Raw genomic sequence first — 14,930 nt, forward strand, 5'->3', positions numbered from 1 at the left:
ATTCGGGCGAGTCAGAATCCCGCGCGGCGTCCGGTGGCGTATGAGCCGGCACGCTACAATGCCGGCGTTCCGATGCCCGAACTGTTGTGCGGGCGCACCACTCATTGCCTGATCACCCGATTCATCCGATTCCCATGCTCGCTACCGATTCCGATCCGATCGTCGCCATTGCCACTGCTGCCGGCCGGGGCGGCATCGGCGTCGTCCGCGTGTCGTTCGGGCGCGGCGGCGAGGCGGCCGCGCTGCCGCTGATCGACGCGTTGTGCGGGCAGAAGCTCGCGCCGCGCCATGCGAGCTACGTGCCGTTCCTGGACGAGCACGGCGCGCCGCTCGACCGCGGGATCGCACTGTATTTCCCTGCGCCGCATTCGTACACCGGCGAGCACGTGCTCGAACTACAGGGGCATGGCGGGCCGATCGTGATGCAACTGCTGCTGCAGCGCTGCCTGGATGCGGGGCGCGGCTTTGGCTTGCGGCTTGCGGAGCCGGGCGAGTTCACGCGACGCGCGTTCCTGAACGACAAGCTCGACCTCGCGCAGGCCGAGGCCGTTGCTGACTTGATCGAGGCAAGCACCGAGGCCGCCGCGCGGTCGGCCGGCCGTTCGCTCGATGGCGCGTTCTCGCGGCAGATCCATGCGCTCGTCGAAGACGTGATCACGCTGCGGATGCTGGTCGAGGCGACGCTCGATTTTCCGGAAGAGGAAATCGACTTCCTGGAGGCCGCCGACGCACGCGGCAAGCTCGCGAAGATCCGTGCGCAGCTCGCGCACGTGCTTGGCGATGCGCGGCAGGGGGCGCTGCTGCGCGAGGGGCTGTCGGTCGTGCTTGCCGGGCAGCCGAACGTCGGCAAGTCGTCGCTGCTGAACGCGCTGGCCGGCGCGGAACTGGCGATCGTCACGCCGATCGCGGGCACGACGCGCGACAAGGTCGCGCAGACGATCCAGGTCGAAGGAATTCCGCTGCACATCATCGATACGGCCGGGTTGCGCGAGACGGAGGATGAAGTCGAGCGGATCGGGATTGCGCGCACGTGGAGCGAGATCGAGCGCGCGGACGTCGTGCTGCATCTGCTCGATTCGCGCACGGGGCTGACTCCGGATGACCAGGTGATCGCCGCGCGGTTTCCGGGCAGCGTGCCGGTGGTGCGCGTGCTGAACAAGACGGACCTGACCGGCGTGCCGGCCTGCGTCGAGCATCCGGCCGCGGAAGGCGATCTGACCGAGGTGCATCTGTCGGCGAAGCGCGGCGACGGGATCGATATGCTGCGTGCGGAGCTGCTGCGAATTGCAGGATGGCAGGCGGGGGCCGAAGGCGTGTATCTGGCGCGCGAGCGGCATCTGATCGCGCTGCGAGCGGCGCAGGAGCATCTGGCGCAGGCAGCGGATCATGCGGAGCAACGGGCGCAGTCGCTGGATCTGTTTGCCGAAGAACTTCGGCTCGCGCAGGAGCAGCTCAACGCGATTACCGGGGAGTTCACTTCCGATGATCTGCTGGGGGTGATTTTCAGCAGGTTTTGTATCGGGAAATGAGCGGTCGCAAAAAGTTGCAGGCCGAGAATGGTCTGCCGTTGCCTGGACGGCCGTCGGCGTGGCGATCATCAAGCGGGCAGGTGCAGAGTCGTTTTACAAGCGTGGACGCACTGCTAATAGTCTGTCGATAAGCGATGGAGGCAGCGATATATAAACAGAGTTATCGCCGCCGTCACCCCTTGAAAAGGATACGTATACGTCACTATAGCTATGCCAGGAAATTTCCGGAACAGGCGTGCTAAACGTATGTTGAGCCAGCAATTTTCCGGTTTGCGCACTGTATACGCGACCAGCGTACTGGGAATTTCCACCCGGAACCCGGGTTAGCAGGCATAGATTGGCAATATATATTTCGTCCGGAGATGTCGACATTCTGCATTCTTCTCCGCGCGGCGTACGATCAAGAGCAAAGAAGCCAATCAATGCAATGAAGGGTAGTGTACGGATAAATTTTGAAAAAATGGCCACGATTTTTGATGGTTTTATATTCAGTTTGTTGCGCGTTGCGATCATAAGTGAATTTTTGTCGGAGGGGAAATTGGAACGTATTTCTTGTCGGAATAGATGACAAAATCCCCGCCTCTGCGATGTACCTCAGCCCATTTTCGAAAGTCGCTGTTATGCACTGGATAGTAGACATTTCATTTGATAAGTGGGTTGCCTCTGGCCACGGCATATTTAACATACGGAATATACTCTGAATTCAAAAATGTAGCGGCTGCGTTGTATGGAACGACAATGACATCACTGGTGCTCCAGTGACCCAAATATTGAGATAATTCACCGAATTTGTCTGTGAATGTATAGTTGTCTTTCACATACACCCACACTCCGGTGACTTCTGCTGTTGTTTTTCGTGAATTCACATCCCACGAAAAGCGTACGCTTCCGAGTGCTGCATATATGTTGAACGAGCCGAGCGCGCCGGATAGATCATCCGGGACGCCATTGGTGCGAAGGCGCGCATCCAATTGAGTGCGTATTTTTTGCTCAAATGTGCCATCGACTCTTGAGTATTGAAATTGAAATCGACGGTGCATCTCACGCAGATCATCCCCGCAAATATCATCCGTATAGAGCCTTGTTGCGCAATCTTTGTACGGAATCAGAATTTTGTAGAGTCCGTCCCTGGACTTCGGCGATCGAATGGCCTCGTTTACAAGACGGTCAAATTGCTCCTTTGCGCGTGGAAAGCGAAGGATCCAATTCAATTTAACGGTAGACGTATCGTACATATCGGCAGCATAAGGTTGCCCGTCTTGATTGATTTCGACCTGCTCGGCCGAAGTGGTTGGCGAATAATTTAATCTTCCAGAAAACCACCTGTCCATAAGCGCAGCCGATACTGGGAGATGTAACCTGCGCATTGCCCCGGGGATCTCTTGGATGTCGAATGGTGGCGCAGCTGGGTCTTTTTCAGCTTTACCGCTACGGGCTTCGGCGGATTAGGGGTATTGATCCATGCTTGGAGGCGAGATAGAGCTCTCCCAGCTCGTTCCAAATCATCGACCATTTTATCCAGCGAATCGCGCTTGGAAGGCGCTGGCGCGGGTTTGGGTGCACTCGTCTTTGGCTTTGACTGCATTGGGAGCGGTGGCGGGGATTTGTCCATAGATAACGCAGTATTTGGAATAATCGTGCATCCATCCACGCCATCACAAAGCTTCCATTTCCAAAAAATTTATTGATTGTGAAGTAAGGGATATTCCCTTTGTTTGATGGCATGGTAAATATGGTTCCATTGGTATCAGGTGGCGTGCAAAATATCTACGACGCTAGCGCAACTCTCTCGCAAGAATCAATCGGACAAATCCGAAAAATTTCGCTTAAACTGTTGCTAACATTCTTCGGCTCAACCTATCGATTGTGCGTTTAGTGTTTTCTCCGGAGAAGGGGGGATTTATCGCGCTCGTATATCACTGATGCTTGGAGGCCTGGGGCCTCTGGTCGGTGCCATAATGCAAGCAATGAGTAGCGCGTGCCGCTCTCCCCCGCGTCACTGGTGAAATGTGACGGCCCATTCTTTGCTATATGCAATATATTGAGATCGGGGCGGAGGGTTGTTCGGATTCGCCGCGCGCATCCTTGTGATATCAAATCGACTCTGTAATCTTGAAATGATTTCACTCACTCGGAAGTGGCGGGAGCGCTTACCCTTAATGAGTTATATTTCGAATGAAACATGTTGGATCATAAGCACTACGTTCCAGCATTGAAATGACGTCAAGGAGAGCTCAGTCAAAAAATTGATACATTCATTGCTCAGCGAGTGCGTAGTGGTGGAATGCCAAATGATCTGACTGGCGCACTTGGTTCATTTGGTTTTTGTGCTGCAATCGATTGTGCGCGCTTCAATCAAGATGGTAGTCATGTGACGATCACCTATATTATGATTTGCATCAATGGAAATTACACATTCACCACAGAAAAGGGCCAGCCGTCGCAGTATCTCGGACATTGGAACCGAAACGGTGCCGTCATCGCGCCAGCTTCAGTGGCCGCTGGGGCGGTGGGCATCCCATGGATAGATTATCCCATTGCGGTTGGCGACATGCGAGTACCAGGGAACGTTTATTACCCTGTTCGGAACAACTCCTTTCGTCAATGGCAGCAGCGCTATCGTCGTGGTGGTGATTTCGTTATTTTTTCCGACTACCGGTACGTCAGGTTGTGGGAACCTATTAAACTTCGATTTGCATGAGCGCGACCATCAACGAAGCCGGTATCGCCCTGATGGTAATTCTTCTGGCTGTAATATTGCCCGTCGTCGCGCTTGCTTTTCTGGTGCGATTGCTGCTTCGATCTTATCCAGGCCAGGCGATTGGGGGGGCGCTATTGCGGAGGAGGTCGGGATTTTGATTCGACGAACCTTCGCGGTAATTTCTATCGTTGTTGTCCTTGGCATCACTTGGAGCTACTGGAAGGATGCACAACTGCGTGCGATTTGCGATCCGAGTCAGCGAAACAGCGAGCGCTCTCCGCATGGCGGTTATTGGGCTCGATACTGCTATTTCGGAGATACGATCGTTCTTCGACTGTACGATGAGGGAGGTGAGCGCCTTATTGTCGAGCGAACGTATCGGGACACATCGGGCATACCCGTTAAGCTCCATTGGGGAAAGGAGGCATTGATGTACCGCGAAGAGCGAGATCTCGGTGAAATCAGTTTACCGCCGACCTTTCTTGACACGATGCTTGCGCGACTCCCGTAGCAGATCACGTCGATGTCGACGATTCACGAACTGCTGGGCGACCCGTACCAACTGGAGGATGCCGAGCGCAACCTGATCGAAGACGCTGAAAAGGATGCGCGCCTCGAGCGTCTTCACTACGAAATGCTCGCCGCGCTACAGGTATTTCTGATGCATGCCGAGCTGACCACGCCGGCCTGATTGCGTGGCGGTCCGGATCGTCGATCCCGCATCGGCACGCATGCCGATCGACGCATCCGGAAGCTCACCCGCCTCAATCCCAATGCCGATGATGATGGTAATACCCGCCACCACCGTAATACCCGCCGTCCGGCACGACGATACAGCCGCTCAGCAACACGGCGACGCCGGCAATCAGCAAAAGGGTTTTCTTCATGGCGCTCACCTGCTCGGGTTCGATATGAAACCGAGCATAACGAGCGCCCGCAACACGGGCTGTAAGCATTGGTATCCCTGCCCCGCTTTGCGTAACGGCGCATTATTCCGGTCAAAATGACCGTAACAACTGCCCCAAACAGCAGACGTATTCAGGCGACGACGACCCTGTTTCGCCCCGCATCCTTCGCAAGATACAGCGCGGCGTCGGCGGCTTCGATCAACGCGTCGGGTGTCGACAGATCGTCGGCCGATACGGTCGCGCAGCCGACGCTGACGCTCACGCGCCCTGCCGGCGAAGCAGGCATCGCTAGATCGAGCCGCAACACGGCTTCGCGCGCCTCTTCTGCAACGACCCGCGCACCGCGCGCACCCGTATTCGGCAGCACGATCGCGAATTCCTCGCCGCCGTAGCGCGCGACGATATCCGCTGGCCGCCTCACCGCGCCGGCCAGCGCATTCGCGACCGCGATCAGGCACGCATCGCCCTTCACGTGACCGAACGCGTCGTTGTATGCCTTGAAGCGATCGACGTCGACCATCAGCAGCGACAGCGGTTCGCCTTGGCGCCGCGCCTGCAGGAACAGCGTGTGGAAATGATCGTTGAAGTGGCTGCGGTTGAACGCGCCCGTCAGCCCGTCGCGCGCGGATGAGCGGATCAGCATCGCATGCGCCTCGAACAACTGCTGGTACAGCATCGTCACTTCCCATGCGAGCACGCATACGAGCACGCCGGGCGTGAACATGCTGAACACGCGCGCGACATACCAGCCGACCGTGAAGCGGTTCGTGGTCAGCAGGTTCAGCGTCGTGTCGGTGAGGCACGCGAGCACCGCGATCGCGAGCCACAGGTCGAGCGTCGTGCGCAGCCGTCCGCTGGCCAGCACGGCCACGAGCGCAAGCGCATTGAGTATCCACACGACGAGTGCGACGCCGTTGAAGGGCAGCACGGCCGCGTCGCCGGGCGGATGGAACGCGGGCGGCAGCGACACGTTCAGCGCGAGCGCGCACAGCAGCGCGGCCGCGATGGCCGGCCCGCCGACGAGCGCGATCGTCCACCGGCGCGTCTGCTTCGCGCTGACCGGTGCGCGCGTCAGCCGCTCGCGCGCGAGCAGCGCGACCATCACGAAGCACGGGAAGCCCGCATGCCAGAAGATCCACATCCACGCGGCGCTTTGCGGGCGCGCGCCGAGCAGGCCATGCGGCGCGAATACGCCGGGAAAGGTGAGCAACTGCAGCGCGACGGCGAGCGCGGTGAACGCATAGGCGCCGCCGAGCGCGCCGAGCACGGGCTGGCGCGTCACGGTGAACTGCGCACCGAGGAAGAACGCGGCGATGCTCGCGGTCGTGAACACGGTGAGCGCGCACATCGGCATGAACGGTTCGACGGCCGGCAGCGTGACGTTCGCGTGCGGCGCGGCGATTCCGAGCGCGAGCAGGATGACGAGCGCCGTCAGCGCGCCGAACCAGAGCTGACGACGCGTCGTGTGCTGGATCAGGATGCCTTCCATGGAGTCCCCCGGACACGCGTGCGCAAACGCCCGGTCTTGCGCCAGGCGGCGCGCATCCCGGCCGCGGTGCGACCGGTGCGGCCCGATCCTATCGCGTTATTGGCGCGCGCTCAAATGCCGAGCCCCGGGCCGAAGTTGCCGGCGACCCAGTGCGTGACGGCGTCGACGTCCGCGTAGTCCTGTTCGGGCAGGCCGTCGAGCATCGACAGCACCTCGTTGCTGGCGCCGGCGTCGCGCGCGGCATCGACGATCGCATCCTTGTTCGCCGGGTAGCGGACGGCCGCGAGCACGTCGGCGATCTGCAGGTCGATCGTTTCGTTGGGAATATCGTGCGGAGGGAGGGCGGGCTTGTCGTTCACGTCGGTGTCTCGCGGGTTGGGCGGGAATCGGATCGAAGCGGAATAAGGGCGCACCACGCAGTGTCCGACCCGGGGCGGCCCGGCCGGCGCGTGCCGCGGAGCGACGGCGATCGGCTCAATGCCCGCGTCGCACGCGGCGCCACGGATGCTTCCAGTCGATGTGCGGGGCGTTTTCGTCGCGCGGATGCTGGCGCCGATGTTCCTGCCAAAGCTCGTCGGAAAACAGCGCCGCGACGATCACGAGCGGCAGCACGAGAAAAATACCGAGTATGACTTGCTCGATCACGATAGCCTCCTTGCGGTGGCAGGAACCCCTGCTCACATTCTAGGCTCTGAACTTCACCCGCGTTCAACTTCTTACAGTGCGGAGCGGGCCCGAACGCGGCCGCGCCGCGCGGGCGTTCCGCACGTGCGCCGGCATCAAAAAGGACATGACATGCAACTTCAGAACGATACCAACACGCTTGCGCTGCGGCCGCTGGAGCGCCAGGACCTGCGCTTCGTCCACGAGCTGAACAACGACGCGAAGATCATGCGCTACTGGTTCGAGGAGCCGTACGAAACCTTCTCGGAACTGTCGCAACTGTACGACCGCCACGTGCACGACCAGCGCGAGCGCCGTTTCGTCGCGGTCGATGCGCAAGGCGAACTGGTCGGTCTCGTCGAATTGATCGAGCTCGACTACATCCATCGCCGCGGCGAGTTTCAGATCATCATCGCGCCGCAATGCCAGGGGCGCGGCTATGCAGGCCAGGCGACGCGCCTCGCGATCAAGTACGCATTCAACGTACTGAACATGCGCAAGCTGTACCTGATCGTCGATACGACGAATGCGGCGGCGATTCACGTGTACGAAAAATGCGGATTTCAGCACGAGGCCGAATTGAAGGAAGAATTTTTCGGCAACGGTGCGTATCACAACGCTTATCGCATGTGCATCTTCCAGCGCGATTATTTCGAGCGCCAGCAATCGGCCTGAATAAAGCAGGGTAAACACGCTGACGAAAGACGCCCGCTGCACGGCCTCCGTGGGCGCAGGATGCATGCGGGGAAACACGGATAAATACGGATGCGCTTATGCCTGGCATTTTTCTTGTATCAGGTAAATGCGATTCCGCGCTGCGGTAAAGTCGGATCGTTTCGGATGACTTTATGTGCAGCGCATCAAAATGATCCGGATATCGAAATGGATTATCCAAACCGTTCAATCGCCGCATTGTAACTTTGCTGAAAGTCTTGCCGGGTAATGCTTTCCGTCCGGCGCCGCGGGCCCGTCCGCCACGCGGCAGGCTTGGCCCCGCGCGCGCATCGCGCGGAAAACGGGCTGCGCACGGGGTGCGACAATCCGCCGCTATTGCGGTCGCACAACAAATGTGCTTGCTATCGCTTGCCGGTCTTCTAAAGTGAAAAACGCGGGCTCACGATCACCTTTAAACACATAGCTAACCCAAGCCTGGTGCCCGCAAGCCTGGAGACAAAAAATGATGAAGCGTACCGGTATCCTTTTCGCCCTCGTCGGCGCATTTTGCGCGGTGTCGATTGCCCAGGCCGGCGGCGATTCGGCCGTCAAGCCGAAGCAGGAAATCCAGCTGACGAAGAATGCCTGGGGCTGCCTGTCGAAAGACAATCTGGATTCCGTACTGAATCACGAGCGCGACGGCAAGTCGCAGGCGAAGCAGCAGTATTTCGACGACTACCGCTGCCTGTCGGTGCCGGAAGGCCAGCGCTTCCGCGTGGTGTCGGTCGACCAGGGCGACGTGCAGTTCGTCAGCGCCGACAACAGCGACCAGCAGGGTCTCTGGGCCGATTCGCGCTTCGTCAAGCAATAACCCGCGCAGTCGCACGACGCGCGAGCGCGCCGGCCGGATGAGGCCGGCGGCGCGAACCGAACACGGCCCGGCCCATGCCGGGCCGTTGCGCTGTGGGGGCGCACATGACACGCGCCTGACGGCGCGCATTCGGTATCATCACGGCCCGACCGAACCGAATGCCCGCCCGGGCCGCATCCGCATGGCGCTGAAATCCACGATCTACAAAGCCGAACTGCAAATCGCCGACATGGATCGGCATTACTACGCCGATCACGCGCTGACGGTGGCGCGCCATCCGTCGGAAACCGACGACCGGATGATGGTGCGCATCGTCGCGTTTGCGCTGTTCGCGCACGAGCGGCTCGAATTCTGCAAGGGGCTGTCGGACGTCGACGAGCCCGATCTGTGGCAGAAGGACCTGACGGGCGCGATCGACGTGTGGATCGAGGCCGGCCAGCCCGACGAACGGCGCATTTCGAAGGCGGCCGGCCGCGCCGGGCAGGTCACGGTGATCGCGTACGGCGGCAAGACGTCGGATATCTGGTGGCAGGGCGTGCGCAGCAAGGTCGAGCGGCTGCGCAACGTGCAGGTGCTGTCGCTCGCCGACGGCGTCGCGGCCGCGCTCGGGCAGCTCGCGGAGCGCACGATGCGCCTGCAGTGCACGGTGCAGGACGGCGCGGCGTGGATCTCGAGCGCCGACCACGATCCGGTCGCGGTCGAATGGACGGTGCTGAAGGCGCGCGCGGACGCGTGACGGCCCGCGCACCGGCCGTGCTCAGCCGATCGCGGCCGGCGGCCCCTTGAATTCCAGCATGTTGCCTTCGGGATCGAACAGGTAGATCGACGGCCCGTAGCCGCCGGCGCCGTAGCGCTCCGCGGGGGCGCCCGGCCGCGCGCCATGCGCGGCGAAATGCGCGATCAGCGCGTCGGGGTCGAACGGCTCGACGCGCAGACACAGGTGATCGAGGTTGCGTCCCGTGCCGGGCGGGCCGCTGTCGGGACGGTCGATCGGGCCGCCGACCGACAGCAGGTCGATCAGCGCATCGCCGGCGCGCAACTGCACGAGGCCCAGATCGGGCTGTTCCTTCTCCACGTGGCAGCCGACGGCGTCGCAGTAAAAGCGCGTCATCGCGGCCATGTCGGTCACGCGCAGCACGATGTGATCGATCGCGCGGATGGTGGGTTTCATGGCAAAGACTCCCTTCGCAGTCGACGAGCATCGAGTGTAGACGCAACGCGCCTGCGGCGCCGGCCGGAACGCGGCACAATCGACAGACGAAAAAAAGCCCGTTCACGCAGAGCGGAACGGGCTTAATCCATATCAGGAGGAGACATGGAGGAGACAGTTCCAACTATACACACGGCGATGGTGCGACGCAATATTCAGAATGCAAAAAAACGTCAGGACGGCGGTTTGTCGCATCCGCACTGCAGCAAATTGGTGACGGGACGATGACGAAAACCGCTCCGGATCAGCCGGAGCGGGCGTTTTGTCCGATTTCTTTGGGGGTGATCCGCACCCGGTTCGCCGGCGCGAATCACAGAGCAAGATTCAGGGCGCGACGGCACGTGCCGATGTCTAGAGTAGGCACCATCTACACTAAAGAGTGCGAGGTTCAGATGAAAACCGCCTATCCGACCGACGATGCCCGCTGGGGCGCCGTGACCGAGCGCGATCCGCATGCGGACGGCGCGTTCTTCTATGCCGTGAGCACGACCGGCGTGTTTTGCCGCCCGACCTGCGCGTCGCGGCTGCCGCGCCGCGAGCATGTGTCCTTCTTCGTCGATCCGGCGGCCGCGCGTGCGGCAGGTTTCCGGCCCTGCAAGCGGTGCCAGCCGGAAGGGCTGCCGCGCGAGCTCGAGATCGTCAACCGCGCGTGCGCGGTGCTCGACGCGCATGCCGAGCGGCTCACGCTGCAGCAACTGAGCGACGCCGTGCACGTGAGCCCGTTCCACCTTCAGCGGCTCTTCAAGCGCGTGGTCGGCGTGTCGCCGCGGCAGTACCAGGCCGCGCAGCGCGGCGCCGCGCTGCGGCAGGCGCTGCAAAGCGGGCAGCCGGTCACGCGGGCGGCCGTCGATGCGGGCTTCAACTCACCGTCGCGGCTCTATGCGTCGGTGCCGCGCGAGCTCGGGATGGCGCCGTCCGCGTTCCGCCGCCAGGGCGCCGGCCTGCGGATCGACTATGCGACCGCGTCGACGTCGCTCGGCACGGTGCTCGTTGCCGCGACCGAACAGGGCATCTGCCGGATCGCGTTCGGCGACGAACCGGCGTTGCTGGTCGGAGAGCTGAAGGACGCGTTCGCGCGCGCCGAACTGGTCGAATCGTCCGCGCGGCTCGCGCCGTTCGTCACGCAGATCCGCGCGTACCTGGACGGCACGCGGCACGCATTCGACCTGCCGCTCGACATCGCGCCGACCGCGTTCCAGCAGCGCGTGTGGGAAGCGCTGACGCATATTCCGTACGGCGAAACGCGCAGCTACTCGGAGATCGCCGAGGCGCTCGGCTCGCCGCGCGCGGTGCGCGCCGTCGCGTCCGCGTGCGCGTCGAACCCGGTCGCGCTCGCGATCCCGTGCCACCGCGTCGTGCAAAAGGGCGGCGCGCTCGCCGGGTATCGCTGGGGCGTGCGCCGCAAGGCGACGCTGCTCGCGGCCGAGGCGCGTCATGCGCATCACGATGAAAACGAAGCTGTGACGGAGGGAAGTGCGGTTTGAGCGTCGCGAAAACAACGATCACGTCAATCGTGAACGGCGGCCATGTGCCGCCGTCCGCGCAGATGGAACTGCGCTTCAACGCGCCCTACGACTGGGCGCGCGTGCTGCGCTTCTTCAGCGGGCGCGCGATTCCGGGCGTCGAGCAGGTTGCGGACGGCGTGTATCGCCGCATCGTCGACCTGCATGGCGACTCGGGCCGGCTCACCGTCACGAAACATCCGCGCAAGCATTGCCTGATCGCGACGGTCGAAGGGGCGGTCGCGCGTCATGTCGACGATGCATTCGCCGCGCGCGTCGCGACGATGTTCGACCTCGGCGCCGATCCGGCCGTGATCGGCGGCGGGCTCGCGCGCGATCCGTGGTTCGCGCCGCTCGTCGAGGCCGCGCCAGGGCTGCGCGTGCCGGGCGCGTGGTCGGGGTTCGAGCTGGCAGTGCGCGCGATCGTCGGCCAGCAGGTGAGCGTGAAGGCCGCGACGACGATCGTCGGCCGGCTCGTCGAACGCGCCGGCGAGCGCGTGGTGCATATCGACGACGGCGCGCCCGCATGGCGTTTCCCGACGCCCGACGCGCTGGCCGCATGCGATCTCGACAAGATCGGGATGCCCGGCAAGCGCGTTGCCGCGCTGACGGGCGTGGCGCGCGCGGTGGCGGCCGGCGACGTGCCGGTCGATCGCGCGCATGCCGACCTCGCGACGCTGCGCGGCGCGTGGCTCGATCTGCCCGGCATCGGCCCGTGGACCGTCGAATACATCGCGATGCGCGCGTGGCGCGACCCGGACGCGTGGCCGGCATCCGATCTCGTGCTGATGCAGTCGATCGCCGCGCGCGATCCGTCGCTCGACCGGCTGGCGAGCCAGAAGCGCCGCACCGAAGGCTGGCGGCCGTGGCGCGCGTATGCGGCGCTGCATTTGTGGAACGAAGTGGCCGACCGGGCGGGCGGCGCGCGCGGCGGGTGATGGTGGCGGCCCGCGTCGGGTGCGACCGGACGAGGCCGCGATGCAACCCGTTGAGCAGGCCGTGCCGCCGTTCGTCGGCTGCGGGCCGCCACGACGATTCGGCGAATCCGGTGCCTGCCGGATGCCGGGCGCGCAACGCGCGCGCACGCCGCTTTCGCCGGCCCGTTCGGCGGCACGGTTGCACCTGCCGCCGCCTGTCCGCACCTCACGATCCGTCGGACGAATTCACGTGACCGACGTGCCGATCGGTGCTGCGTGAAACCGGTGGCACGAGCCGCGACGGCCGCGATCGGCCCGTCCGGCGGCCCGCTCCGGCCCGCGAGCCATGCCCGCGGCCACCTCAAGCGCGTGTTCCGGCGAGATGTTAAAGTGCCCGCTACCAACGAAGCGACCAACAATCCAGCCGGCCGCGCGCGGCGTTCTGCGCGCGGCCGTCACGCACTTGCGTCTCCATGTCGAACACCATGACTCACCGCCAGTCCGAACTGCTGCTGAATCGCCTCGAAGCACTGAGCTCGGGCCCGACGCGGCAGCATCTGCCCGACGGCCTGCGCGGCATCGAAAAGGAAAGCCTGCGCGTGACGCGCGACGGGATGATCGCGTTCACGCCGCATCCGCGCGCGCTCGGTTCGGCACTCACGCACCCGGCGCTGACGACCGACTACTCCGAAGCGCTGATCGAGCTGATCACGCCCGCGGAACGCGACGCCGCGATCACGCTCGAACGCCTCGACGAGCTGCATCGCTACGTCTATGCGTCGCTCGGCGACGAGATGCTGTGGAACGACTCGATGCCGGGCCTGCTGCCGGCCGACGACCAGATTCCGATCGCCGACTACGGTACGTCGAACATCGGCCGCCTGAAGACGGTGTACCGGCGCGGCCTCGCGTACCGCTACGGCCGCACGATGCAGTGCATCGCCGGCATCCACTACAACTACTCGCTGCACGAGGAAGTGTGGCGGCGCCTGCACGCGGAAGAAGGGTCGACTGCCACGCTCGTCGATTACCAGTCGGAGCGCTATCTTGCGCAGATCCGCAACTTCCGCCGCCGCAGCTGGCTGCTGATGTACCTGTTCGGCGCGTCGCCCGCGCTCGACACGAAGTTCCTGCGCGGCAAGCCGCACAAGCTCGATACGTTCGACGCCGATACGCTGTACCAGCCGTATGCGACCAGCCTGCGGATGAGCGATCTCGGCTACTCGAACACGACGGCCCAGGCCGCGCTGCACGTCGACTACAACACGCTGCCCGGCTATCTCGACGCGCTGTCGAAGGCCGTGAGCGAGCCGTATCCCGAATACGAGGCGATCGGCACGCATCGCGACGGCGAGTGGATCCAGATCAACACGAACGTGCTGCAGATCGAGAACGAGTTCTACTCGACGATCCGGCCGAAGCGCGTCACGTATTCGGGCGAACGCCCGCTGCATGCGCTCGCATCGCGCGGCGTGCAGTACATCGAGGTGCGCTGCCTCGACATCGATCCGTTCGAGCCGACCGGCATCGCACTGGAGACCGCGCGCTTCATCGACGCGTTCCTGCTCGCATGCGCGCTCGACGACAGCGCGCCGCTCGACTGCGACGCGTACAAGGAAGCGAACGCGAACTTCGGCAGCGTGACGATGGAAGGCCGCAAGCCGGGGCTCATGCTGTCGCGCGACGGGCAGCCGATCACGCTGCAGGCGTGGGCGGACGACCTGATGGCCGATATCGAAACCGTCGGCCGCCGTCTCGACGAAATCCGCGGCGGCGACGAGCATGCGCGTGCGATCGCCGCGCAGCGCGAGAAGCTCGCCGATCCGGAGCGCACGCCGTCCGCGCGCGTGCTGCGCACGATGCGCGAGAACGGGCAGTCGTTCCTCGCGTTCGCGCTGGCGCAGAGCGAAGCGCATGCCGCGTATTTCCGCGCGCATCCGCCGTCGGCCGATACGCTGCGCACCGAGCAGGCGCTCGCCGCGAAGTCGCTGGCCGAGCAGGCCGAGCTCGAAGCGAAGGAGGCCGGATCGTTCGACGCGTTCGTCGCGGCCTATCGCGCGTATACGCTGAACCGCTTCAGCGTCTGAGGATCGCGCGCGGCCGCGTGCGTTGGCGTGCCGGCCGGCGCTGGTCGCGCCGCGCCGTTATCCGTTCAATCCGGTTCGGTCGGCAATCAGTGATGCGCGTACGTGCCGCGATCGATCGCGTGCGGCAGCGCCGGCTTGTCCGATTCCACATGCGCCCGGCCGTCGTTGCCGTAGCCGGCATCGTCGCCGCGCGCCTGCGCGGCGCGCCGCATGATCGCCTGCATGTTCTCCGGAAAGTCGGGACTGCTCGCGAGGCTCGTCCGGTAGCCGGCGGCCTCCAGTTCCGCGAGTTCCTGGCGGACCTCCGCGCGCGTCAGCGTCGATGCGGCCTGCGCGTGGGCGGCGAAAGCCGCGCCGATCAGCAGGAATGCGCATGCCGCCTGTTTCATCGTCTTCATC

At 63.2% G+C, this 14,930-nt stretch carries 15 protein-coding genes and 1 pseudogene; 9 read left to right on the forward strand and 7 right to left on the reverse strand.

Annotated features, from left to right (window positions below; all coding sequences use genetic code 11):
• The first annotated feature begins 134 nt into the window (after positions 1 to 134).
• Positions 135 to 1,529 (forward strand): tRNA uridine-5-carboxymethylaminomethyl(34) synthesis GTPase MnmE, encoded by a 1,395-nt coding sequence (gene mnmE, locus DM992_RS03970; RefSeq protein ID WP_111015774.1) that lies wholly within the window; start codon positions 135 to 137, stop codon positions 1,527 to 1,529.
• A 509-nt stretch (positions 1,530 to 2,038) separates the two neighbouring features.
• Here mnmE and DM992_RS41475 read toward each other — a convergent pair.
• Positions 2,039 to 2,896 (reverse strand): annotated as a pseudogene (locus DM992_RS41475) (DUF6402 family protein).
• A 917-nt stretch (positions 2,897 to 3,813) separates the two neighbouring features.
• Between DM992_RS41475 and DM992_RS41480 the strand changes: the two are divergent.
• Together DM992_RS41480 and DM992_RS41485 are read left to right on the forward strand one after the other, a co-directional pair.
• Positions 3,814 to 4,230: a DUF6402 family protein gene (locus DM992_RS41480; RefSeq protein ID WP_162631584.1), complete on the forward strand. Its 417-nt coding sequence runs from the start codon at positions 3,814 to 3,816 to the stop codon at positions 4,228 to 4,230.
• A 523-nt stretch (positions 4,231 to 4,753) separates the two neighbouring features.
• Positions 4,754 to 4,921, forward strand: a complete 168-nt coding sequence (locus tag DM992_RS41485; RefSeq protein WP_162631559.1) for a hypothetical protein — start codon at positions 4,754 to 4,756, stop codon at positions 4,919 to 4,921.
• A 73-nt stretch (positions 4,922 to 4,994) separates the two neighbouring features.
• Here the strand turns inward: DM992_RS41485 and DM992_RS43350 are convergent, their stop codons facing one another.
• The 4 genes from DM992_RS43350 to DM992_RS42225 all read right to left on the reverse strand — a co-directional run bounded on the left by DM992_RS43350 (position 4,995) and on the right by DM992_RS42225 (position 7,272).
• Positions 4,995 to 5,117, reverse strand: coding sequence for a hypothetical protein (locus DM992_RS43350; RefSeq protein ID WP_256260617.1), 123 nt, complete (start codon positions 5,115 to 5,117; stop codon positions 4,995 to 4,997).
• 151 nt (positions 5,118 to 5,268) lie between these two features.
• Entirely contained in the window at positions 5,269 to 6,627 is a 1,359-nt protein-coding gene (locus DM992_RS03985; protein ID WP_111015780.1) for a sensor domain-containing diguanylate cyclase, read from the reverse strand.
• Between the two features lie 110 nt (positions 6,628 to 6,737).
• On the reverse strand, positions 6,738 to 6,986 hold the full coding sequence (locus tag DM992_RS03990) for a DUF2795 domain-containing protein (protein ID WP_034179394.1): 249 nt from the start codon (positions 6,984 to 6,986) through the stop codon (positions 6,738 to 6,740).
• A 115-nt stretch (positions 6,987 to 7,101) separates the two neighbouring features.
• On the reverse strand, positions 7,102 to 7,272 hold the full coding sequence (locus tag DM992_RS42225; RefSeq protein WP_006489933.1) for a hypothetical protein: 171 nt from the start codon (positions 7,270 to 7,272) through the stop codon (positions 7,102 to 7,104).
• 150 nt (positions 7,273 to 7,422) lie between these two features.
• On the opposite strand from DM992_RS42225, the gene speG reads away from it, so the two are divergent.
• From speG to DM992_RS04005, 3 genes are all read left to right on the forward strand, one after another.
• The gene (gene speG / locus DM992_RS03995) at positions 7,423 to 7,965 is read left to right on the forward strand and encodes a spermidine N1-acetyltransferase (protein WP_034179469.1); all 543 of its coding nucleotides are present in this window, start codon (positions 7,423 to 7,425) and stop codon (positions 7,963 to 7,965) included.
• Positions 7,966 to 8,467: 502 nt separating this feature from the next.
• Positions 8,468 to 8,815 carry a hypothetical protein gene (locus DM992_RS04000; protein ID WP_034179393.1) on the forward strand — a complete coding sequence of 116 codons (348 nt, stop codon included), beginning with the start codon at positions 8,468 to 8,470 and terminating at the stop codon, positions 8,813 to 8,815.
• Between the two features lie 181 nt (positions 8,816 to 8,996).
• Positions 8,997 to 9,551, forward strand: coding sequence for a YaeQ family protein (locus DM992_RS04005; protein WP_085043242.1), 555 nt, complete (start codon positions 8,997 to 8,999; stop codon positions 9,549 to 9,551).
• A gap of 21 nt (positions 9,552 to 9,572) precedes the next feature.
• On the opposite strand, the gene DM992_RS04010 is transcribed toward DM992_RS04005, so the two are convergent.
• Positions 9,573 to 9,986, reverse strand: coding sequence for a VOC family protein (locus tag DM992_RS04010; protein ID WP_034179392.1), 414 nt, complete (start codon positions 9,984 to 9,986; stop codon positions 9,573 to 9,575).
• A 431-nt stretch (positions 9,987 to 10,417) separates the two neighbouring features.
• Between DM992_RS04010 and ada the strand changes: the two genes are divergently transcribed.
• From ada to gshA, 3 genes are all read left to right on the forward strand, one after another.
• Positions 10,418 to 11,509 (forward strand): bifunctional DNA-binding transcriptional regulator/O6-methylguanine-DNA methyltransferase Ada, encoded by a 1,092-nt coding sequence (gene ada, locus DM992_RS04020; RefSeq protein WP_111015782.1) that lies wholly within the window; start codon positions 10,418 to 10,420, stop codon positions 11,507 to 11,509.
• The gene (locus DM992_RS04025; protein ID WP_111015784.1) at positions 11,506 to 12,465 is read left to right on the forward strand and encodes an AlkA N-terminal domain-containing protein; all 960 of its coding nucleotides are present in this window, start codon (positions 11,506 to 11,508) and stop codon (positions 12,463 to 12,465) included. Before ada ends, DM992_RS04025 begins: the two co-directional genes overlap by 4 nt.
• Before the next feature lie 452 nt (positions 12,466 to 12,917).
• Positions 12,918 to 14,531 (forward strand): glutamate--cysteine ligase, encoded by a 1,614-nt coding sequence (gshA, locus tag DM992_RS04035; protein WP_162631585.1) that lies wholly within the window; start codon positions 12,918 to 12,920, stop codon positions 14,529 to 14,531.
• An 86-nt stretch (positions 14,532 to 14,617) separates the two neighbouring features.
• On the opposite strand, the gene DM992_RS04040 is transcribed toward gshA, so the two are convergent.
• Positions 14,618 to 14,929, reverse strand: a complete 312-nt coding sequence (locus DM992_RS04040; protein WP_111015787.1) for a DUF4148 domain-containing protein — start codon at positions 14,927 to 14,929, stop codon at positions 14,618 to 14,620.
• Position 14,930: the final 1 nt, after the last annotated feature.

The organism is Burkholderia sp. JP2-270 (assembly GCF_003233675.1).
Lineage (GTDB): Bacteria > Pseudomonadota > Gammaproteobacteria > Burkholderiales > Burkholderiaceae > Burkholderia > Burkholderia pyrrocinia_C.

What these genes read in the sequence shown, in the direction of transcription:
- DM992_RS04000 (WP_034179393.1), top strand. Translation starts at nt 8,468, where the DNA reads ATGATGAAGCGTACCGGTATCCTTTTCGCCCTCGTCGGCGCATTTTGC.
- DM992_RS03985 (WP_111015780.1), bottom strand. Translation starts at nt 6,627, where the DNA reads ATGGAAGGCATCCTGATCCAGCACACGACGCGTCGTCAGCTCTGGTTC.
- DM992_RS04040 (WP_111015787.1), bottom strand. Translation starts at nt 14,929, where the DNA reads ATGAAGACGATGAAACAGGCGGCATGCGCATTCCTGCTGATCGGCGCG.
- DM992_RS41485 (WP_162631559.1), top strand. Translation starts at nt 4,754, where the DNA reads ATGTCGACGATTCACGAACTGCTGGGCGACCCGTACCAACTGGAGGAT.
- DM992_RS41480 (WP_162631584.1), top strand. Translation starts at nt 3,814, where the DNA reads ATGCCAAATGATCTGACTGGCGCACTTGGTTCATTTGGTTTTTGTGCT.
- ada (WP_111015782.1), top strand. Translation starts at nt 10,418, where the DNA reads ATGAAAACCGCCTATCCGACCGACGATGCCCGCTGGGGCGCCGTGACC.
- speG (WP_034179469.1), top strand. Translation starts at nt 7,423, where the DNA reads ATGCAACTTCAGAACGATACCAACACGCTTGCGCTGCGGCCGCTGGAG.
- gshA (WP_162631585.1), top strand. Translation starts at nt 12,918, where the DNA reads ATGTCGAACACCATGACTCACCGCCAGTCCGAACTGCTGCTGAATCGC.
- DM992_RS04005 (WP_085043242.1), top strand. Translation starts at nt 8,997, where the DNA reads ATGGCGCTGAAATCCACGATCTACAAAGCCGAACTGCAAATCGCCGAC.
- DM992_RS04010 (WP_034179392.1), bottom strand. Translation starts at nt 9,986, where the DNA reads ATGAAACCCACCATCCGCGCGATCGATCACATCGTGCTGCGCGTGACC.
- mnmE (WP_111015774.1), top strand. Translation starts at nt 135, where the DNA reads ATGCTCGCTACCGATTCCGATCCGATCGTCGCCATTGCCACTGCTGCC.
- DM992_RS43350 (WP_256260617.1), bottom strand. Translation starts at nt 5,117, where the DNA reads ATGAAGAAAACCCTTTTGCTGATTGCCGGCGTCGCCGTGTTGCTGAGC.